Consider the following 19,570-nt stretch of genomic DNA (forward strand, 5'->3'; position numbering starts at 1 on the left):
AATACTGGAGACAGGCTGGCACGGGCTTAACGTCATAGCAAGATTCCCCCGCGTAACACGTTAAGGGCAGCCAGGCTGCCGCCCGCGCGGAATTAGCCGCGCGTTGTTTGTGTTGATGCATTGCCGGAGTTTGCAGGGATGAGCCTTGCCGACAAATTAGCGGAAGAAAGGCGGGCCCGGCTCGCCGCGGAACGGCTGCTTGAGCTCAAGCAGGCCGAGCTTTCCGCCGCCAACCGCAAACTTGGCCGCCATGCGCTGGCGCTGACCAAGCAGATCGGCCAGACACAGGCCGAAGTGGCCACGGTCCGCGACGAAAACGCCAAAGTGAAATCCGACCTCAGCACCGCCCACGCCAAGGTCGAGACCGCAGAGCGGCGGCTGTGGCATTCGATCCAGGCGTTTCAGGACGGGTTTGCCTTCTTCGATGCCGACGGCAACCTGATCGGCGCGAACACGGCTTACCTGAATATCTTCGACGGGCTGGAGGAAGTGTCGCCCGGCATCTCCTACCTGCGCATCCTGCAGCTTCTGACCGACGAAGGGCTGATCAACACCGGCGACATGGCGGCGGATGCCTGGCGCGAGATGATGAATGAGCGCTGGCACTCTCCCGCGCCGGAACCGGTGGTGATCCAGCTGTGGGACGAACGCTACCTGCGGCTGATCGACCAGCGCGGCCATGACGGCGACATGGTGACTCTGGCGCTCGATATCACCTCGACCGTGCGCTACGAGGAGGAACTGCGCGCCGCCCGTGCCCGGGCGGAGGCCGCCAACCGCGCCAAGTCCGCCTTCCTCGCCAACATGAGCCATGAGATCCGCACCCCGATGAACGGGGTGGTGGGCATGGCGGAGCTGCTGTCAGACACCGGGCTTAATGAAGAACAGCGGCTGTATGCCAGCACCATCAAGAATTCGGGCGAGGCGCTGCTGGTCATCATCAACGACGTGCTCGACTACTCCAAGATCGAAGCCGACAAGCTGGAGCTGCACCCCGAACCCTTTGACCTGGAACGCAGCCTGCATGAGGTGGTGATGCTGCTGCAGCCCACCGCGCGGGACAAGGGGATTGCCTTGCTGGTCGACTACGACCTGTTCCTGCCCACCCGCTTTACCGGCGATCCGGGCCGCATCCGGCAGGTGCTGACCAACCTGGCAGGAAATGCGGTGAAGTTCACCAAGGAGGGGCATGTGACCCTGAGGGTGACCGGCATCACCTCTCCCGACGACAAGCAATGCGCGGTGCATGTGAATATCGAGGACACCGGCATCGGCATCCCCGAAGAGAAGATCGGCCACATCTTCGGCGAGTTCAACCAGGTCGAGGACGAACGCAACCGCCAGTTTGAAGGCACCGGGCTGGGACTGGCGATCTCCAAACGGCTGATCGAGATGATGGGCGGCGAGATCTGGGTCGACAGCGAGGAGGGCAAGGGTTCCTGCTTCGGCTTCCGCCTGCCGCTGCCGGTGGAAGCCGGCCCCGAGGCGGCGGTTCCGGCGCTGCCCAGCACGCTGCGCCATGTGCTGCTGGTGGATGACCTGCCGCTGAACTGCGAGATCCTGCAAAAGCACCTGCTGATGCTGGGGGTCCGGGTCAGCACCGCGGGCACCGCCGCTGCCGCGCTGGCGGCAATGCAGGAGGGGATCGACCTGGTCATCAGCGGCCACAACCTGCCGGTTCTGGACGGCGTGCAGCTGGCCCGGGATCTCAAATCCGGGCCGTGGCGCGGGGTGCCGGTGCTGCTGCTGAACTCCAGCCCGCAGGCCGCGAACGATCCGGAAATCCGCCAGCTGGTGAACGGCGTGCTGCAGAATCCGGTGCCGCGCGATGAGCTGTTCAGGCAGCTGGCCAATCTGGCTGGCTCCGGCAAGCCCGCGGCAGCGCCGTCCGCTGCGGGGCCAGAGCCTGCGGCGGCGATTCCATTGGCGGCGGCGCCGGAACCGCCTGCCCGCCCGCCCGGCCCGGCAATCCGCCGGATGCGGGTGCTGGCGGCGGAAGACAACAAGACCAATCAGCTGGTGTTCCGCAAGATGGTGAAGGAACTCAACATCGAGCTGAAATTCGCCAGCAACGGGCTGGAGGCGGTCGAGGCCTTCAGGACCTTTGCCCCGGATCTGATCTTCATGGACATTTCGATGCCCAAGATGGACGGCAAGGAAGCCACCGCGGAAATCCGCAAGCTGGAGGCCGGAACCGGCAATCATGTGCCGGTGGTGGCACTGACCGCGCACGCCATGGCCGGCGATGCCGAGGGCATCCTGGCAGCCGGGCTGGACCATTACCTGACCAAGCCGCTGCGCAAGGCCTTGATCCACGAAAAGATCCGGGATTGCGCTCCGCCCGGCACCAACCCGCTGGACACCGGCAGCCCGCCTGCGATCCCGGCCGCCAGCGGACAGTGAAGGCACAAGGACCGGTCCCGGCCGCTTTAGAGCCGGGTTTCCTGCCGCATCAGGCAAAAAACGCAGCTTGCGAAACCGGCAGTTGCAGCCTCCAATGTGCTGCCCGCCCGGTTCATGAGACCGGACAAGGGCAGCGCCGAGCGGACTGCCGCCTCCATGGTCCCTGATTTCAAAATCCAAACTCTCCCGCGCCCGCGGGCGCACCGGCTGCGCCGGAGCATCCTTTGTGCGGCCTTGGGCCCGGCAGCGCGCGGAGCGCGCTGCCGGGCCCAACCGGGACGGTGCAGTCTCTGACTGTGCCGGAGCGGGCGGGAGCCCCCGGCCCTGTATCAGGCGCTGCGCAGGAAGACAGGCTTGTCCGGTTCCGACAGCTGCGGCTGGTAGGCATAGCCGCCGGTATCGAACTCCAGCAGGCTTTCCGCGTCTGTCAGCCTGCCTTGGATGATGTAGCGCGCCATCGCGCCGCGGGCGCGTTTGGCATAAAAGCTCACCACCTTGGGCGTGCCGTTCTTGTCTTCCATGAACACCGGCGTGACCACCCGCAGCTTCAGCACCGCAAGATCGACCGCGCCGAAATATTCCTGGCTGGCACAGTTCACCAGGATATCCGTGTCCGCAGCCTCAGCCTGCGCATTCAGCGCGTCCGAGATCTTGCGGCCCCAGAATTCATAGAGGTTCTTGCCGCGCGGGTTTTTCAGGCGCGAGCCCATCTCCAGCCGGTAGGGCTGCAGCGCATCCAAGGGCCGCAGCACCCCGTAAAGACCGGACAGGATGCGGAGGTGCTCCTGCGCCCAGGCCATTTCCTCCGGCTCCAGCGAGGCAGCCTCCAGCCCCTGGTAGGTGTCGCCGGCAAAGGCCAGCGCCGCCGGGCGGGTGGCTTCCGTTTTCGGATCGGCGGCGAAGGCCTGGAAACGGTCGTAGTTGAGCTTGGCCAGATCCTCGCTGATGTGCATCAGCTTCATCAGGTCCGCCACGGACTGACCGCGCGCCACCTCTGCCAGCTCCACCGCGTCGTCATGCAGCGCGGGCCAGGTCATCTCCTGATCCCGTTCCGCCCAGTCCAGCTTCTTCGCCGGAGAGGTCACTACCAGCATATCTGCCCCCTTGATGATCTTGGCGCGACCCTAGCCCGCGCCGCGCAGGACGTCCAGAAACGCCGCCGCGAAACGTTCGGCGCGGCGCTCCCCCAAGAGCCGCGAAACGCCAGCCTCGTCATCCGCACGCAGCTGCGCCACCTTTGCCAGCAGCGACGCCGAGCAGGTGAGCGGCTTCAAGGTGCCGCATTCGCCGCGGGCCAGCTGCGCCTGCGCTTCCAGCAGACCGTCGTAAACGGAGCCCGCCTCGCGCCCTGCCAGTTTGCGCCGTGCGGGGTGCAGCTGCTCTGCGGCGCCGGTGATCACGCCCAGGAAATCATCGCCGTAGCGTTCCAGCTTCTTGGCGCCGACGCCGTTGATGCGGGCCATCTGGTCCAGCGTTTCCGGGCGCATCTCCGCCATCTCGATCAGGGTGCGGTCGGGGAAGATCACATAGGCCGGCACTTTTTGCGCCTCTGCCAGCGCCCGGCGCTTGGCCTTGAGCGCGGACAGCAGGGGTGCGTCCTCTTCGGAGACCAGGGCCTTCACCGCCGGGCGGCGGTCGGCGGATTTGATGGTGTCGCGGCGCAGCTCGATGGACTGCTCGCCGCGCAGGATAGGCAGGGCGGCCTCGGTAAAGCGCAGGGCACCGTGGCGTTCCGGGTCCGGGCGCAAGAGGTCGTGGCCCATCATCTGCCGGAACACCGCCTGCCACTGGCGCTTGCCGAACTCCTTGCCGCAGCCGTAGACCGACAGCTCATCATGGCGCTTGGCGCGGATCCGCTCGTTGTCGGCGCCCAGGAGGATGTCGATCAGGTGGCCGGAGCCGAACCATTCCTCTGTCCGCAGAACCGCCGACAGGGCCTTGCGCACCACGGTGGTGCCGTCGAACACATCTGCCGGCGTGTCGCACAGGTCGCAATTGCCGCAGGGCTCTGCTTCCTCGCCAAAATACCCCAGCAGCTTCTGGCGGCGGCAATGCAACGCCTCGGCCAGCCCCAACAGCGCATTCAGGCGGGCATGGTCGGCGGCGCGGCGTTCGGGCGGCGCAAGGCCCTCGTCGATTTGCGAACGGCGCAGGCGGATGTCGTCGGGGCCGAACAGGGTGAGGGTTTCGGCAGGCGCGCCGTCGCGGCCGGCGCGGCCGATTTCCTGGTAATAGGCCTCGATGGATTTCGGCAGGTCGGCGTGGGCGACCCAGCGGATATCGGGTTTGTCGATGCCCATGCCAAAGGCAACCGTGGCGACCACGATCAAGCCATCCTCGCGGGCAAAGCGGGTTTCGACAATACGGCGGTCCTCCGCCTCCATGCCGCCGTGATAGAAACAAGCGGAGTGGCCGGCCTCGCGCAGGGCGGCGGACAGCGCCTCAGTCTTGGCGCGGGTGCCGCAGTAGACGATGCCGGACTGGCCCTTGCGGGCGGCGGCGAATTCCAGGATCTGGCGGCGCGGGCTGTCCTTGGCGGCAAAGGCCAGGTGGATGTTGGGCCGGTCGAAGCCGCGCAGAAAGCTGCGGGGGGCCTCGCCGTCGAACAGTTTCTGGACGATCTCTTCCTGCGTTTCCTGGTCCGCGGTGGCAGTGAAGGCGGCCAGCGGCACGTCCAGGGCGCGGCGCAGCTCGCCGATGCGCAGGTAGTCGGGGCGGAAGTCGTGGCCCCATTGGCTGACGCAATGCGCCTCGTCCACCGCGATCAGGCTGACGCCGATGCGGCGCAGCATCCCCATGGCGGCGCCGGAAGCGAGGCGTTCGGGCGCCATGTAGAGGAGCTTGAGCCGCCCGGCCTCGATCGCTTCCCAGACCATCTCGGTCTCTTCATCGGTGTTGCCGGAGGTCAGCGCGCCTGCGGTGACGCCGGCCTCCTGCAAGGCGCGGACCTGGTCGCGCATCAGGGCGATGAGGGGGGAGATCACCACGGTAATGCCGTCGCGCAGCAGGGCGGGCAGCTGGTAGCACAGCGACTTGCCGCCGCCGGTGGGCATGATCGCCAGCACATTCTCCCCGGCGGTCACCGCGTCGACGATCTCTTCCTGGCCGGGGCGGAAGGCGTCAAAGCCGAAGATCTCACGCAGGATCGGGGACGCGCCTGTCAGGGCTGCCGGGGCTGTCATGGGGGCAAGGGGCCTCAGTGTGGTGGTCTGCTCTTACTTGGCAGGCACAATCCCACAGGAGGCATGGGGCGGCAAGGGGGGCTTAACCATCCGGCGACGCTATTGGTCAACCGCCAAGGGCTGCGCCCGAGCCTGGGAGGGTGCGAATGCGCCCTCCCGTGGGGAGGGTCGGGCGCAGCCCGGCCTATCGGCCGGGCAGAAGGTCCATCAGTAGAACGCCGCCATGTTGTTCACTAGGATAATGCGCAGCGCATAGACCGCGACCAGCACCACCAGCGGTGCCAGGTCCAGCCCGCCCATGTTGGGGATCACGCGGCGCACCGGCGCATAGAGCGGTTCCAGGATCCGGTTCAGCCCGTACCAGATCTGGGCCACCAGCTGCTGGTGCAGGTTCAGCACCTGGAAGTTGATCAGCCAGCTCATGATCACATGGGCAATGATGAAGAACCAGACGATGTCGAGGATCAGCATCAGGATTTGGAACAGCGAGACCATCTGTATTTCCCTTTTTCGAACAGCCACACAGGTAAGCAGCCGGCAGGAAATACGCAAGGCTTCCGCGAGGTTGCGGTTGACGCGCTGTAAACGGGTGGCATCACGGGCACATGCGAAACAGGAGCCCGCGTCCATGTACCCGATTTTCCGCCTGATCAAGGATACCGTTCTGGCCAGCCGGATGGAGCGGCTGCCGATCACCGGCCTGCATGTCTCCAGCCACATCTGCTGGCCCTGGGATCTGGACATGTGGATGGAGCTGAACAACGGCCGCACCATGACACTGTATGACCTGGGCCGCACCATGCTGGCGCAGCGGGCCGGGCTGATCGGCGCGTTGAAGAAGAACCGCTGGGGTCTGACAGTGGCAGGGTCGTCGGTGCGCTACCGCCGCCGTATCCGCGGTTTTGAGCGCTTTGAAATGCGCAGCCGCGCGGCCGGCTGGGACGACCGGTTCATCTATGTCGAACAGTCCATGTGGAAGAAAAACGGCGAGTGCGCCAGCCATGTGATGCTGCGCACGGCCGTTACGGACCGCAACGGTATCGTTCCGCCGGAAAAAGTTCTGGCGGCGCTTGGGCAAAGCACCGAGGCCTCCCCTGAATTGCCCGGGTGGATCCAGGACTGGTGCCAAGCGGATGCAGGCCGCCCCTGGCCGCCGATGCAGGACGGGCTTGCCTAGGCCCCTGCCCGCCTGCCATACCTGAAGGCAACTATAAAAAGAGGCCGGGTATGCAGCAGGTGTCCACGCGCAAGCGGATCTGGGGATGGTGGTTTTTCGATTGGGCCAGCCAGCCGTATCAGACGCTGCTGGTCACCTTTGTGTTCAGCCCGTTCTTTGCCGCCGTCGCCGCCGAGCATTTCCTGGGCCAGGGACTGGACAGCGAGGCCGCCAAGGCGCAGGCGCAGACCGTCTGGTCGATGTGCCTGACCGTGACCGGGCTGATCATCGGCTTCGGGGCACCGTTCCTGGGCGCCATGGCGGATATCACCGGCCGCCGCCTGCCCTGGATTATGGTGTTTTCGCTGATGTACCTGATCGGTGCCTGGGGCCTGTGGTATATGGACCCCGAGGGCGGCAACCTGTGGTGGATGCTGGTCAGCTTCGGGTTTGGCTTCATCGGTGCTGAATTCGCCCTGATCTTTGTCAATGCCCAGCTGCCGACACTGGCCAGCCGCGAGGACGTGGGGGATATCTCCGGTTCGGGCTTTGCCTTTGGCTACCTCGGCGGGGTTATTGCGCTGTTCATCATGCTTCTGCTGTTTGTCGAGCAGGGCAGCGGCAAAACCCTGATCGGCCTCAGCCCTGCCTTGGGCCTGGATCCGGAGGCCAAGGAGGGCACCCGCGCCGTCGGACCCTTTACCGCAATCTGGTTTGCCGTCTTCATGATCCCCTATTTCCTGTGGGTGAAGGACCGCGGTGCAACCGGGCGCAAGGCGACGCTGGCCAAGGCCTGGCAGATGGTGGTCAAGCTGGTCTCCGGCCTGCGCCGCCGGCTGAGCCTTGCGAGCTACCTCGGCTCCTCGATGTTCTACCGCGATGCGCTCAACGGGCTGTACGGCTTTGGCGGCGTCTACGCCAAGCTGGTGCTGGGCTGGGAGATTACCCAGATCGGCATCTTCGGCATTGTCGCGGCCTTTGCGGCCACGCTGTTCAGCTGGCTGGGCGGCAAGGCGGACCGGCGGTTCGGGCCGAAGCCGGTGATCATCGCCTCGATCCTGATCCTGTCCTTTGTCTGCCTGATCATCGTTTCCATGTCGCGGCACCAGATCTTTGGTGTACCCTTGGCAGAAGGCTCCACCCTGCCGGACACTGTTTTCTTTGGCTGCGGCGTGCTGATCGGCGGCTTCGGCGGCATTCTGCAAGCGGCCAGCCGCAGCCTGATGGTGCGCCACACCAGCCCGAAGGACGCAACCGAAAGCTTTGGCCTCTACGGGCTCTCGGGCCGCGCCACCGCCTTTCTGGCACCGGCGCTGATTGGCGCAGCGACCACAATAACCGGCAGCGCGCGGCTGGGGATCACCCCCGTCATCGGGCTGTTTCTGATCGGTTTGATACTGTTATTCTGGGTTCAAGGAGAAGGAGATCAGGGTTGAGACTGTTACTTGCCTTTTGTTTAGCGGTTGCTGGTTTCATAAGTCCGGCAAGCGCGCAGACCCCCGCCAAAGCGCTGTTCGGGGCCAAGCCCGCCGCCTCGCAGCAGCGGCCGGCGCCTTTCGGCTCCTACGCCAAGGGCTGCGTTGCCGGCGCCGCCCGGCTGCCGGAGACCGGCCCCACCTGGCAGGCCATGCGGCTGAGCCGCAACCGCAACTGGGGCCATCCCGTCGCGATTGATTTCGTCAAGGACCTGAGCCGCTTTGCCGCCCGGCAGCGCGGCTGGAAGGGGCTTTACATCGGTGACATCAGCCAGCCGCGCGGCGGGCCGATGCTGTCAGGCCATCGCAGCCACCAGATCGGCCTGGATATCGACATCTGGATGCGCCCGCCCGACCGGCTGAACCTCAGCCGTAATGCACGCGAAAACATTTCCTCAATCTCCATGCGCCGTGCCAAAGGCGCCTATGTGAACGCCAGCTGGAGCCGGGCGCATCACGAGATCCTCAAGGCCGCGGCCAAAGATAAGCGGGTGGCGCGGATTTTCGTGTTTCCCGGCGCCAAGGTGCAGATGTGCAACGACGAGACGGGCGACCGCCGCTGGCTGCGCAAGATCCGGCCGTGGTGGGGGCATCATTACCATTTCCACGTGCGTCTGGCCTGCCCCCGCGGCGCCCGCGGCTGCGTGGATCAGGCCGCTCCGCCCAAGGGCGACGGCTGCGCGGATGCGCAGCAGTGGGTGAACAACATCCTGAACCCGCCGCCGCCGAAACCGGTTGACCCCAACGCGCCAAAGCCTAAACCACGGCGTGACTACACCCTTTCGGATCTGCCCAAGCAATGCGCCGCCGTTCTGCAATCAAACTGACCCTGGCCCTGGCCGCTGCTGCCGGACTGACAGCCGCGGTCTTTGCCGCCAGCCGTCCCGCCGCCTCCGTGGCGGGCAAAGCGCGGTATCTGAGCAGCTATACCTGGAAGCTGAACCAGCCCTGGTTCGGCGGCTTTTCCGCGCTCAAGCTCAGCGAGCGCGGCACGGTAATGACGGTGCTGAGCGACCGCGCCACCCTGGTGACCACACGGATCGAGCGCCGTCACGGCACCATTTCCGGAGTGACCGCGCAGCGCGCGCATGGCCTGCGGGCCTCCACCGGCAAGGTGCTGCGCGGATTTGCCGGAGACAGCGAGGGGCTGGCGGTATCGCCCGACGGCAGCCGCTATATTTCTTTTGAGGGCGCCGCGAGGGTGGTCCGCTACCGCCGTCCTGAAAGCCGCGCCAAGGTGCTGCCGCGCCCCAAGGCCTTCCGCAAGCTGCCGCCCAACAAGTCCCTGGAAACCCTTGCCATCGATTCCCGCGGCCGCCTCTACACGCTGCCGGAGCGGGCCTATGACAAGCACGGGCAGATCCCGGTCTGGCGCTGGAACGGCCGCCGCTGGTCGCGGCCCTTCAGCCTGCCGCCGCAGGGAAGGTTTCTGCCGGTGGACGCCGATTTCGGGCCCGACGGCCGCTTCTATCTTCTGGAGCGGGACCTGACCTTTCTCGGCTTCCGCAGCCGCCTGCGCCGCTGGGACATGACCGCCGCCGGCCCGGTGAACGAAACAATTCTGCTGCAGACCGGCCCCGGCACCCACGACAATCTGGAAGGCCTGTCGGTCTGGGCTGATGAAACCGGCCAGCTGCGCGCCACCATGGTGTCGGATGACAACTTCCTGCCGCTCCAGCGGACGGAACTGGTGGAATACGCGCTGCCCCGCTGATCGCGCCGCGCCAGCGGCGCCCGGCCCAACCGGGAGCGGGGCATTCACGGAATGCACCGCGAGCGGGCAGGAGCGTTCCCTGCCGCCGGATACCTTGCCCTCAAGGCCGGATCATTTTAAAGGGGCCGGTCTTTTTTTGCCGCGGACCTCGTCCGCGCGCCCCGAAACATACGGATCCGACACATGAACCGCTCGCATATTCCCGGCATCCTTGCCATGGCCGCCGTGGTGGTGGCCTCCAATATCCTGGTGCAATTCCTGTTCGGCCAATGGCTGACCTGGGGCGCCTTCACCTACCCCATTGCCTTTCTCGTCACCGACGTGATGAACCGCGTCTACGGCGCCGCCGCGGCGCGCAAAGTGGTGGTGGCGGGCTTTGTCGCCGGGGTGATCTGCTCGCTGATCGGCACCCAAATCATGCTGGAGGGCGACGGTTTCACCTACCCGGCGGTCACTCTGCGCATTGCGCTTGGCTCCGGCCTCGCCTTCCTCACCGCGCAGATGCTGGATGTCGCCGTGTTCTCCGCCCTGCGGACCGGCAAATGGTGGCGTGCCCCGCTCGCCTCGACCCTGATCGGCTCCTCGGTGGATACCGCGATTTTCTTCACCGTGGCGTTTTCCGGCGCGCTCACTTGGCTGGAGCCGGGCAATGACGTCTCCTGGGCGGGAGAGATCCTGCCGCTGCTGGGCACCGGCCCCGAAAGCCCCTTGTGGGTCTCGCTGGCCCTGGCCGATTGGCTGGTGAAACTGTCGCTGGCGCTGGTTGCCCTTGTGCCCTTCCGCATCATCGTGCGTAAGCTCACCGCAAAGACCACATGATTTTGTTTTGACATTGGCCGAATCTATGGCAGGCTGAGGGCACACGAAACATTCAGAAAGGAGGTGCCCATTGTCTAGAGAAGCTATGGAGAGCAGTGCCGGAACAGTTCAGAAGGAGTGCGGCCGAGGCAGCCCTTGGCGCGTATAGATCACTGAATTGGTGCTGACCTAACCGGTGCACCTCCTATCATCTCGAAGGGCTGTTCCCGCGTGTGGGAACAGCCCTTTCGCTTTTCCGGCCGCCGTTTCATAAAGAGCCATGATCCGCATCAACGACCAAATCACCCTGCAGGACTGGGAAATGACCGAGAGCTTTGTCCGCGCCTCGGGCCCGGGCGGGCAGAATGTGAACAAGGTGGCGACAGCGGTTGAGCTGCGGTTCGAGGCGGAGCGCTCTCCTGCGCTGACGCCTGCGGTCAAGAACCGGCTGAAGCGGCTGGCCGGGCGCCGCTGGACCAAGGAAGGCGCAATCATCCTGCAATGCGACGAGACCCGCTCGCAGCAAAGGAACCGCGAGATCGTCCGCGAGCGGCTGGCAGAGCTGGTGCGCAAGGCGCTGATCGCGCCCAAGCGGCGCATCGCCACCAAGCCCACCCGGGGCTCCATCAAGCGGCGGCTGGAGGCCAAGAAGCAGCGCGGCGAATTGAAAGCGACGCGCGGTAAGATCGACCCGGACTGACTTGGGATTGCACCGCCGCCCGGAGCGTCCCATGCTGGCGTCAGACAGTTCGGGAGGAAAATCATGCGTCTGGACGGAAAGACCGCCATCGTGACCGGCGGCGCCTCGGGCTTTGGCGCGGGCATTGCGCGCAAGTTCCTGGCCGAGGGCGCCCGGGTGATGATTGCGGATATCAACGGCGCTGCGGCAGAAGAGCTGGCCGCAGAGCTGGGCAGCAACGCCATCCCGCAGGCGGTGGATGTTTCGGACCGCGCTTCGGTCGATGCCATGGCCAAGGCCGCGCTGGCCGCCTTCGGGCGCCTCGACATTCTGGTCAACAACGCAGGCGTCACCCATCTGCCTGCGCCGCTGGAAGAGATCAGCGAGGACGACTTCGACAGGGTGCTGGGCGTCAACGTCAAATCCGTTTACCTGACCGCCTGCGCCCTGGTGCCGCATATGAAGGCGAACAAGGCGGGCGCGATCCTGAATGTCGCCTCCACCGCCGGCGTCTCGCCGCGTCCCAACCTCAACTGGTACAACGCCTCCAAGGGCTGGATGATCACCGCGACCAAGACCATGGCGGTGGAGCTCGCGCCGCATGGGGTGCGGGTCAATGCGATCAACCCGGTGGCGGGCGAAACCCCGCTGCTCAAATCCTTCATGGGCGAGGATACCCCGGAAGTGCGCGCCAAGTTCCTGTCCACCATCCCGATCGGCCGGTTTTCAACGCCGGAGGACATGGGCAACGCCGCCTGCTTCCTCTGCTCGGACGAGGCCAGCATGATCACTGGCGTCGCGATGGAAGTGGACGGCGGCCGCTGCATATAGCGTCCCCGGCTTTCATCTTTCCCAAAATACTCCCGCCGGAGGCAGCGCGCGCCAGCGCGCTTCATTCAGAAAAAGGACCGCCCGCCATGCTCCCCGGCCCAAGGAACCTGATCACCGACGTTCCCGGCATTCTCGTCGGCAACGCCCAGGATGCCACGCTGAAATCCGGCACCACGGTGCTGACATCGGACTGCCCCTTCACCGCGTCGGTGCATGTGATGGGCGGCGCGCCCGGCACGCGGGAGACCGACCTGCTTGCGCCGGATAAATCGGTGGCAAAGATCGACGCGCTGGTGCTGTCGGGCGGCTCTGCCTTCGGGCTCGACGCCTGCTCCGGCGTGATGGACGCGCTGCATGGCCAGGGCCGCGGTTTTCCGGTCGGCCCGGCGCGGGTGCCGCTGGTGCCGGGGGCGATCCTCTTTGACCTGCTGAACGGTGGGGATAAGGCGTGGCAGGAAAACCCCTACCGCGATTTGGGCCGGGCGGCGTTTGAGGCGGCGGCGGAGAGTTTTGAACTTGGCACCTCGGGCGCCGGCACCGGGGCGCTGACGGCGATGCTGAAGGGCGGGCTGGGGTCCGCCTCGCTGGTGCTGGAGGGCGGCGTCACCGTGGGCGCGCTGGTGGCAGCCAATCCGCTGGGCGCCGTCACCACGCCGGGGGAGCGGCATTTCTGGGCCGCGCCCTTTGAGATTGGCGAGGAGTTCGGCGGGATCGGACCAGACACGTCCGCCGGGCTGGGCCGCAGCCTGCGCAGCCGCAAGATCGAAGCGATCCAGAACCTGAGCGGCACGCCGCTGCCACCGGAGCGCGCCAACACCACAATTGCCATCGTCGCCACAGATGCGGCACTGACCAAGGCGCAGTGCCAGCGGCTGGCCACCGCCGCCCATGACGGCATCGGCCGCGCCATCGTGCCCGCGCACACCCCCGGCGACGGTGATCTGGTGTTTGCCGCCAGCACTGGCGCACGGGCGCTGGAGGTTGCGGACGCGGAGCTTGGAACGCTCTGCCATGCAGCAGCCCTGTGCCTCAGCCGGGCCATTGCCCGCGCAGTCTTTCACGCGCGCCCGGAACCCGGAGATCTGCTGCCCTGCTGGGCGGCGCCTTGAATTGCCGCAGCTTCCTGCCGGAACTTTGATGCGCGTCAAACTGCCGGTTGACACTGCCGGCTATTGGATCATGAGTCACACGTGCCAACTCATAACCGGAGCAAGCAATATGAAACCTCTCGTTACTGCCGCCATTTTCGGCCTCCTCGCCGCCCCCGCCTTCGCCGAAGGCGACCCGGCCAAGGGTGAAAAGGGGTTCAACAAGTGCAAGTCCTGCCACATGGTCGTCTCTGATGACGGCGACGTGATCGTCAAGGGCGGCAAAACCGGCCCCAACCTGTGGGGTGTTGCCGGCCGCACTGCAGGCGCCGTGGAAGACTTCAAATACAGCAAGGACCTGGCTGCTGCCGGTGAAGCCGGGCTGGTCTGGGATGAAGAGAAATTCGTCGCCTTCACAGCAGACCCCAAGAAGTTCCTGCAGGCCGAAACCGGCGACTCCAAAGCCAAATCGAAAATGTCCTTCCGCCTGAAGAAGGGCGGCGAAGACATCTATGCCTTCCTGGCCAGCCACGGCCCGGCCCCGGCAGAGGGTGCCGAAACTGAGGAAAGCGCGGAAGCGGCCACCGAATAACGCCCGGATTTCCGGCAAACACTGCATCAAAGCCGCGGCATTTTCGCCGCGGCTTTTCGCGTAATTGCTTTCGCAACCCGCAGGCGTTAGCGGTAGGAGCCAGGCCATCGCAATTGCGGCAGGCCGGCCAGGGAAACACGTCACGGACACAGCATGAGCCACATGATCCCCGCCTGGGTGAACGGCGATTTGACACCTGTTGACAAGCTCGCCGCGCATGAGCGCGGGCTGAAGCACAAGGCGGTTTCCGTCTTTGTGGTCAAAGGCGTGGAAATCCTGATGCAGCGGCGGGCGATGGGCAAATACCACACGCCGGGGCTGTGGGCGAACACCTGCTGCACCCATCCGATGTGGGAGGAGCAGGCTTCGGCCTGCGCGGTGCGGCGAATGCAGGAGGAGCTGGGGATCACCGGTCTGTACCCGGAGTTCCGCCACCACCTGGAATACCGCGCCGATGTCGGCAACGGGCTGGTGGAGCATGAAGCTGTTGATGTGTTCCTGGCGCACGCCCACCGCCCGCTGAAAGTCACCCCGAACCCGGATGAGGTGATGGAAACCCGCTGGGTCGACTACCACGACCTGCTGGCAGAGGTGAGCCGCCATCCTGAGCGCTTCACACCCTGGCTGAAGATCTACCTGCACAACTATGCTGACGTGATCTTTGGCCCCGACCTGATCATCGCCGGCAGGCGCTGAGCCGCCTCCCCCGTATCTTCTTGTTCTGCGCAGTAGGCTGTGGTTTTCTGCCCGCACAATTGGGAGGTATACTTATCATGTCCATTCTCATCGCCGGCGGCGGCATCGCCGGGCTGACCCTGGGGCTGACCCTGCATCAGATCGGGGTGCCCTTCCGGATCTTTGAGGCGGCGCGGGAGCTGAAGCCGATGGGGGTTGGCATCAACCTGCAGCCCAACGCGGTGCGGGAGTTGTTCGATCTGGGGCTGGAGGCGGAGCTGGATGCGATTGGCGTGAAGACCCGGCAGCTGGGGTTTTACAGCAAGCTGGGCAAAACGATCTGGGAGGAGCCCCGCGGCACCGGCGCGGGCTATGCCTGGCCGCAGTATTCGGTGCACCGCGGGGCGTTGCAGATGTTGCTGTACCGCGCACTGGCGGAGCGGGCCGGGGCGGGCTGCTACGAGACCGGGGCACGGGCGGCAGGGTTTGAGAATACGGGCGGCGGCGCCACGCTGCTGCTGGCTGATGGGCGGCGGATCGAAGGCTCGCTGGTTGTGGCAGCCGATGGGATCCACTCTGCCCTGCGCGCGCAGATGGTGCCGGATGAGGGCGCGCCCATCTGGAACGGCCGCATCCTGTGGCGGGCTACCACCCGCGCGCGCGCCTTCAAGGGCGGCGCGGCGATGGCGATGATCGGTCACGACGACCTGCGGCTGGTCGCGTATCCGATCTCCCAGCCGGATGCCGGAGGCCTCGTCACGATGAACTGGATCGCGGAAAAGCGCTTTGACCCCTCCGCCCCCTGGCGGCGGGAGGACTGGAACCGGCCTGCGGACATCCAGGAGTTCCTGCCGGATTTTGCGGGCTGGCAGTTCGATTGGATCGACGTGCCCGGCCTGATCCGCGGGGCGGAGGTGGTCTATGAATACCCGATGGTGGACCGCGACCCGCTGGCGCGCTGGACAGATGGCAACGTGACCCTGATGGGCGACGCCGCGCATCCGACCTATCCGGTGGGCTCCAACGGCGCCAGCCAGGCGATTGTCGATGCGCGGGTGATCGGTGCGCGACTGCTGGACCACGGGATCAGCGCCAGCGCTCTGCAGGCCTATGAGGCAGAGGTGCGTCCGGTGACCACGGCTGTGGGTATGGCCAACCGCGCAGGCGGCGGCCCGGACGGAGTGCTGCAACAAGTCGAGGACCTCTGCGGCGGAGATTTCGGGGACATCAGCGAAGTGATCCCGCAGGCTGAGCTGGCCGCCCATGCCGCCAAGTACAAGTCGATTGCGGGCTTTTCCATCGAAGAACTCAACGCGCGTCCCCCGACCATCCCGGCAGGCGCTGGCATCAGCTGAGGCACGCCCCCCGGCCAACCGCGGGTCAAGGACGGCGCAGCCGCCGTGCCGCAGGCTCGGTTTATTCTTGAGGCGCGGATGGACACACACACTCGAAAACGCGCGTTTAAGGGCAGTTCCGCCCTTAAACCGCTTCTCAGCAGATAGAAAAGCGCCGCGCAAAGCGCGGCGCTACGCCCAACTGTGAGGCCCATTTTTTGAATGGGCAGGAGCAGGCGGGAGAGCACCGCCCTGCCCGTTCACTAGCGCTTAGATCCCGATCACCGCCTGCACCGCGCGCTGCCAGCGGGCATAGGCCGCTTCGCGCGCGGCGGGCTGCATCAGCGGCGCGAACTGGCGGTCGAGCTTCCAGGTGTCGGCAAAACCGGTCTGGTCCGGGTAGATCCCGGCCCGCATCCCTGCCAGCCAGGCCGCGCCCAGCGCGGTGGTTTCCTGCATCACCGGGCGGTCGACGGCAGCGCCCAGCAGATCGGACAGGCTCTGCATGGTCCAGTCGCTGGCACTCATGCCGCCATCGACGCGCAGGGTCACGGTGTGGTGGCTGTCGTCCTCCCAGTCGGCGCGCATCGCCTCATAAAGGTCGCGGGTCTGGTAGGCGACGCTTTGCAGCGCAGCGCGGGCGAATTCCGCCGGACCGGAGTTGCGGGTCAGACCGAACATGCCGCCGCGGCACTCCGGCTCCCAATAGGGCGCGCCAAGGCCGGTGAAGGCGGGCACCAGGATCACGTCCTGGCCCGGGTCCGCCCGCAGCGCCAGTTCGCCAGATTGGGAGGCCTGTTCGATGATTCCCAGCCCGTCGCGCAGCCACTGCACCGCGGCGCCGGCGATAAAGATCGAGCCTTCCAGCGCATAAGTCGGCTTGCCGTCCAGCTGATAGGCGATGGTGGTCAGCATCCGGTTCTTCGACACAACCGGCTCATCCCCGGTGTTCAACAGCGCAAAGCACCCCGTTCCGTAGGTGGATTTCATCATCCCCGGCTGGAAGCAGGCCTGGCCGATGGTGGCGGCCTGCTGGTCGCCGGCCACACCCAGAATCGGAACCGGACCGCCAAGGATTTCCGGGTCGGTGGTGCCGAAATCGGCGGCGCTGTCCTTCACCTCCGGCAGCATCTGCTGCGGCACGTTCAGCAGATCGCTGATGGTGCTGCTCCAGCGGCCCTTGCGGATATCATACATCAGCGTGCGCGCGGCATTGGTCGCGTCGGTCACGTGGGAGGCGCCGCCGGTCAGGCGCCAGATCAGAAAGCTGTCGACTGTACCGAACAGGAGATCCCCTGCCTCGGCCCGCTCCCGCGCGCCCGGAACGGTGTCGAGGATCCACTTCACCTTGGTGCCGGAGAAATAGGGATCCAGCAGCAGCCCGGTGCGGTCGGCCACCATTTCCGCGTGGCCGGCCTCGCGCAGCTGCTCGCAGATGGCGGCGGTGCGGCGGTCCTGCCAGACGATGGCGTTGTGGATGGCCTTGCCGCTGGATTTATCCCAGACCACGGTGGTTTCACGCTGGTTGGTAATTCCGATGCCCGCGATATCCGCAGCAGAAACATCCAGATCCGCCATAACCCTGCGGCAGACCGCGACGGTGGTGTCCCAGATCTCCTCCGGGTCATGCTCCACCCAGCCCGCCTGCGGGTAATGCTGGGTGAACTCCTGCTGCGCGGTGCCCGCGACCTGCATTCCCGCATCAAACAGGATTGCCCGGGTCGACGTGGTGCCCTGATCAATTGCCAGAATATAGGTCATCGGCTGCCCTCCAGTCTCCTCTGACCGGGGACAATAAACGCAAAGGTGCTATCGCTACCAGCCCCTACTAAGAATTTAGTTGAGGAACCTCGATATTGTCGATCAGGCGGATGCCATCCATCCAGGCGGCGGCCAGCAGCCGGGCCGGACGGGAGGGGGTCTCCAGCGCCTCCAGCGTTTCCGCGCAGCGCAGATCGAAGTATTCGACGTCGCCAAACCCCGCCTCAGACAGCGCCTGCCGCGCGGTGGCCTCCAGCGGTGCCCAGAGCCCGCCCCCGGACGCCTTGGCGGCGGCCTCGCGCATTGCCGCATTCAGGGCCGCGGCCTTGGCCAGCGCCTCCGGCGAAAGGCGCAGGTTGCGCGACGACATGGCGAGACCCGACGGCTCGCGCACGGTTTCGCAGCCGATGACCTCGATCGGGATGTCCAGATCGCGGGCCATGCGGGTCACCACCATCAGCTGCTGGTAATCCTTCTGGCCGAAAAAGGCCTTGTCCGCGCTGGTCTGCAGGAACAGCTTCGCGACGACCGTTGCAACCCCGTCGAAATGACCGGGGCGGAAGGGGCCCTCCATCACGTCCGTGATGCTGCCGCCGACAGACACATTAGTGGCATAGCCGTCCGGGTAGATCTGATCCGGGTCCGGGACATAGATCAGGTCCACGCCGTAGGGGGCGAGCTTCTCCGCATCCTCGTGTTCGGTGCGCGGGTAGTTCGCCAGATCCTCAGCGTTATTGAATTGCTTGGGGTTCACGAAGATGGTCACGACCACACGGTCACAAGCCTGCTTGGCTGCTTCGACCAGCGACAGGTGTCCTGCGTGCAAGGCCCCCATGGTCGGCACCAGGCCGATGGTTTCGCCGTTGCGGCGCCACTCGGACGTCTTGGCGCGCAGGTCGGCCAGACGGCGCAGGATCGGGGCAGTCATTTCGGAAGTCATCCTTTGGAGGGCGTCTTGGCCGCCGGGGCCTGATCGGCAAAGACATGTTCGGCAGCCGGGAAACTGCGGGCACGCACTTCGGCGGCGTATTCGGCGATACCCGCCTCGGCCAGCGGGCCAAGGTCGGCGTAGCGTTTCACGAACTTCGGTTTGAAGGCGGTGAAGAAGCCCAGCATGTCGTCCACCACCAGGATCTGCCCGTCGCAGCCGGCGCTGGCGCCGATGCCGATGGTGGGAATCGCCACCTCGGCGGTGATCTTGTCGGCCAGTTTCTGCGGCACCTTCTCCAGCACCACCGAAAACGCGCCGGCCTCCGCCACCGCGCGGGCGTCTGCCAGCACGGCGTCCGCCTGTGTGTCACGGCCCTGCACCTTATACCCGCCCAGTGTGTTGATCGACTGCGGTGTGAGGCCGATGTGGGCCATCACCGGGATACCGCGCTTTACCAGGAAGCGGATGGTTTCGGCCATTTCGACACCGCCCTCCAGCTTAACCGCGGCGCAGCCGGTTTCGGCCATCAGCCGGGCAGCGTTGCGGAATGCCTGCTGCGGGCCTTCCTCGTAAGACCCGAAAGGCATGTCGATCACCAGCATCGCCTGGCTGAGACCGCGCGCGACCGCCTGGCCGTGCAGGATCATCATCTCCATCGTCACGCCCAGGGTGGAGGTCAGCCCGTGCAGCACCATGCCGACGCTGTCGCCGACCAGCACGAAATCGCAGTGCTTGTCCATCAGCCGCGCCATCGGCGTGGTATAGGCCGTCAGGCTCACCAGAGGGGTGCCGCCTTTGCGGGCCCGGATGTCTTCGGCGTTGGGCGCCTGTTTCTTGGCTGTTGCGCTCATGGCTTCCTGTCCGCGGTTCTTGGAGTGGCGACGGATTATCAATTAACGCCGCGTGCTTCCAGTGGGCGAAATGTCCCCCGCCCTTGATTACGCTTGGGAA

General features: G+C 65.6%; 18 protein-coding genes. 12 read left to right on the forward strand and 6 right to left on the reverse strand.

The features are described 5' to 3' along the window. Window positions 1–138: 138 nt before the first annotated feature. Window positions 139–2,403: a response regulator gene (locus AC5STI_RS12775; protein ID WP_495446929.1), complete on the forward strand. Its 2,265-nt coding sequence runs from the start codon at window positions 139–141 to the stop codon at window positions 2,401–2,403. Window positions 2,404–2,732: 329 nt separating this feature from the next. Here AC5STI_RS12775 and yaaA read toward each other — a convergent pair whose 3' ends face one another. The 3 genes from yaaA to AC5STI_RS12790 all read right to left on the reverse strand — a co-directional run bounded on the left by yaaA (window position 2,733) and on the right by AC5STI_RS12790 (window position 6,080). Beyond that, window positions 2,733–3,497, reverse strand: a complete 765-nt coding sequence (gene yaaA, locus AC5STI_RS12780; RefSeq protein ID WP_495446930.1) for a peroxide stress protein YaaA — start codon at window positions 3,495–3,497, stop codon at window positions 2,733–2,735. Between the two features lie 30 nt (window positions 3,498–3,527). After that, window positions 3,528–5,585: a DNA helicase RecQ gene (gene recQ, locus AC5STI_RS12785; protein WP_495446931.1), complete on the reverse strand. Its 2,058-nt coding sequence runs from the start codon at window positions 5,583–5,585 to the stop codon at window positions 3,528–3,530. A gap of 207 nt (window positions 5,586–5,792) precedes the next feature. Beyond that, window positions 5,793–6,080, reverse strand: coding sequence for a YggT family protein (locus AC5STI_RS12790; RefSeq protein WP_475048104.1), 288 nt, complete (start codon window positions 6,078–6,080; stop codon window positions 5,793–5,795). 133 nt (window positions 6,081–6,213) lie between these two features. Between AC5STI_RS12790 and AC5STI_RS12795 the strand changes: the two genes are divergently transcribed. From AC5STI_RS12795 to AC5STI_RS12845, 11 genes are all read left to right on the forward strand, one after another. After that, on the forward strand, window positions 6,214–6,762 hold the full coding sequence (locus AC5STI_RS12795; protein ID WP_495446932.1) for an acyl-CoA thioesterase: 549 nt from the start codon (window positions 6,214–6,216) through the stop codon (window positions 6,760–6,762). 50 nt (window positions 6,763–6,812) lie between these two features. Beyond that, entirely contained in the window at window positions 6,813–8,177 is a 1,365-nt protein-coding gene (locus AC5STI_RS12800; protein ID WP_495446933.1) for an MFS transporter, read from the forward strand. Further along, window positions 8,174–9,043 carry a penicillin-insensitive murein endopeptidase gene (gene mepA, locus AC5STI_RS12805; RefSeq protein WP_495446934.1) on the forward strand — a complete coding sequence of 290 codons (870 nt, stop codon included), beginning with the start codon at window positions 8,174–8,176 and terminating at the stop codon, window positions 9,041–9,043. The genes AC5STI_RS12800 and mepA overlap by 4 nt, the downstream gene beginning before the upstream one ends. After that, entirely contained in the window at window positions 9,016–9,930 is a 915-nt protein-coding gene (locus AC5STI_RS12810) for an esterase-like activity of phytase family protein (protein WP_495446935.1), read from the forward strand. Before mepA ends, AC5STI_RS12810 begins: the two co-directional genes overlap by 28 nt. 183 nt (window positions 9,931–10,113) lie before the next feature. Beyond that, the gene (locus AC5STI_RS12815; protein WP_495446936.1) at window positions 10,114–10,749 is read left to right on the forward strand and encodes a queuosine precursor transporter; all 636 of its coding nucleotides are present in this window, start codon (window positions 10,114–10,116) and stop codon (window positions 10,747–10,749) included. Between the two features lie 259 nt (window positions 10,750–11,008). Further along, window positions 11,009–11,428 (forward strand): alternative ribosome rescue aminoacyl-tRNA hydrolase ArfB, encoded by a 420-nt coding sequence (arfB, locus tag AC5STI_RS12820; RefSeq protein WP_495446937.1) that lies wholly within the window; start codon window positions 11,009–11,011, stop codon window positions 11,426–11,428. Between the two features lie 63 nt (window positions 11,429–11,491). Then, window positions 11,492–12,238, forward strand: a complete 747-nt coding sequence (locus tag AC5STI_RS12825) for an SDR family oxidoreductase (protein ID WP_495446938.1) — start codon at window positions 11,492–11,494, stop codon at window positions 12,236–12,238. 86 nt (window positions 12,239–12,324) lie between these two features. Then, window positions 12,325–13,347 (forward strand): P1 family peptidase, encoded by a 1,023-nt coding sequence (locus AC5STI_RS12830; protein WP_495446939.1) that lies wholly within the window; start codon window positions 12,325–12,327, stop codon window positions 13,345–13,347. Between the two features lie 109 nt (window positions 13,348–13,456). Further along, window positions 13,457–13,918, forward strand: a complete 462-nt coding sequence (locus AC5STI_RS12835; RefSeq protein ID WP_475048129.1) for a c-type cytochrome — start codon at window positions 13,457–13,459, stop codon at window positions 13,916–13,918. A gap of 153 nt (window positions 13,919–14,071) precedes the next feature. Beyond that, on the forward strand, window positions 14,072–14,614 hold the full coding sequence (gene idi, locus AC5STI_RS12840) for an isopentenyl-diphosphate Delta-isomerase (protein ID WP_027236097.1): 543 nt from the start codon (window positions 14,072–14,074) through the stop codon (window positions 14,612–14,614). A 77-nt stretch (window positions 14,615–14,691) separates the two neighbouring features. Beyond that, the gene (locus tag AC5STI_RS12845; protein WP_495446940.1) at window positions 14,692–15,948 is read left to right on the forward strand and encodes a flavin-dependent oxidoreductase; all 1,257 of its coding nucleotides are present in this window, start codon (window positions 14,692–14,694) and stop codon (window positions 15,946–15,948) included. 249 nt (window positions 15,949–16,197) lie between these two features. On the opposite strand, the gene glpK is transcribed toward AC5STI_RS12845, so the two are convergent. From glpK to panB, 3 genes are all read right to left on the reverse strand, one after another. After that, window positions 16,198–17,688, reverse strand: coding sequence for a glycerol kinase GlpK (glpK, locus tag AC5STI_RS12850; RefSeq protein WP_495446941.1), 1,491 nt, complete (start codon window positions 17,686–17,688; stop codon window positions 16,198–16,200). A 67-nt stretch (window positions 17,689–17,755) separates the two neighbouring features. After that, window positions 17,756–18,616 carry a pantoate--beta-alanine ligase gene (gene panC, locus AC5STI_RS12855; protein WP_495446942.1) on the reverse strand — a complete coding sequence of 287 codons (861 nt, stop codon included), beginning with the start codon at window positions 18,614–18,616 and terminating at the stop codon, window positions 17,756–17,758. Between the two features lie 8 nt (window positions 18,617–18,624). Continuing rightward, window positions 18,625–19,470 (reverse strand): 3-methyl-2-oxobutanoate hydroxymethyltransferase, encoded by an 846-nt coding sequence (gene panB / locus AC5STI_RS12860; RefSeq protein ID WP_495446943.1) that lies wholly within the window; start codon window positions 19,468–19,470, stop codon window positions 18,625–18,627. Between the last annotated feature and the right edge of the window lie 100 nt (window positions 19,471–19,570).

The sequence above is a fragment of the Leisingera sp. CC-HEC096 genome, from assembly GCF_059429235.1.

Excerpts from the sequence above, each read along its gene's own strand:
- AC5STI_RS12825 (WP_495446938.1), top strand. The coding sequence starts at position 11,492 with ATGCGTCTGGACGGAAAGACCGCCATCGTGACCGGCGGCGCCTCGGGC.
- AC5STI_RS12775 (WP_495446929.1), top strand. The coding sequence starts at position 139 with ATGAGCCTTGCCGACAAATTAGCGGAAGAAAGGCGGGCCCGGCTCGCC.
- AC5STI_RS12835 (WP_475048129.1), top strand. The coding sequence starts at position 13,457 with ATGAAACCTCTCGTTACTGCCGCCATTTTCGGCCTCCTCGCCGCCCCC.
- AC5STI_RS12830 (WP_495446939.1), top strand. The coding sequence starts at position 12,325 with ATGCTCCCCGGCCCAAGGAACCTGATCACCGACGTTCCCGGCATTCTC.
- panB (WP_495446943.1), bottom strand. The coding sequence starts at position 19,470 with ATGAGCGCAACAGCCAAGAAACAGGCGCCCAACGCCGAAGACATCCGG.
- yaaA (WP_495446930.1), bottom strand. The coding sequence starts at position 3,497 with ATGCTGGTAGTGACCTCTCCGGCGAAGAAGCTGGACTGGGCGGAACGG.
- AC5STI_RS12845 (WP_495446940.1), top strand. The coding sequence starts at position 14,692 with ATGTCCATTCTCATCGCCGGCGGCGGCATCGCCGGGCTGACCCTGGGG.
- AC5STI_RS12815 (WP_495446936.1), top strand. The coding sequence starts at position 10,114 with ATGAACCGCTCGCATATTCCCGGCATCCTTGCCATGGCCGCCGTGGTG.
- arfB (WP_495446937.1), top strand. The coding sequence starts at position 11,009 with ATGATCCGCATCAACGACCAAATCACCCTGCAGGACTGGGAAATGACC.
- AC5STI_RS12810 (WP_495446935.1), top strand. The coding sequence starts at position 9,016 with ATGCGCCGCCGTTCTGCAATCAAACTGACCCTGGCCCTGGCCGCTGCT.
- panC (WP_495446942.1), bottom strand. The coding sequence starts at position 18,616 with ATGACTGCCCCGATCCTGCGCCGTCTGGCCGACCTGCGCGCCAAGACG.
- glpK (WP_495446941.1), bottom strand. The coding sequence starts at position 17,688 with ATGACCTATATTCTGGCAATTGATCAGGGCACCACGTCGACCCGGGCA.
- recQ (WP_495446931.1), bottom strand. The coding sequence starts at position 5,585 with ATGACAGCCCCGGCAGCCCTGACAGGCGCGTCCCCGATCCTGCGTGAG.
- AC5STI_RS12790 (WP_475048104.1), bottom strand. The coding sequence starts at position 6,080 with ATGGTCTCGCTGTTCCAAATCCTGATGCTGATCCTCGACATCGTCTGG.
- AC5STI_RS12800 (WP_495446933.1), top strand. The coding sequence starts at position 6,813 with ATGCAGCAGGTGTCCACGCGCAAGCGGATCTGGGGATGGTGGTTTTTC.
- idi (WP_027236097.1), top strand. The coding sequence starts at position 14,072 with ATGAGCCACATGATCCCCGCCTGGGTGAACGGCGATTTGACACCTGTT.
- AC5STI_RS12795 (WP_495446932.1), top strand. The coding sequence starts at position 6,214 with ATGTACCCGATTTTCCGCCTGATCAAGGATACCGTTCTGGCCAGCCGG.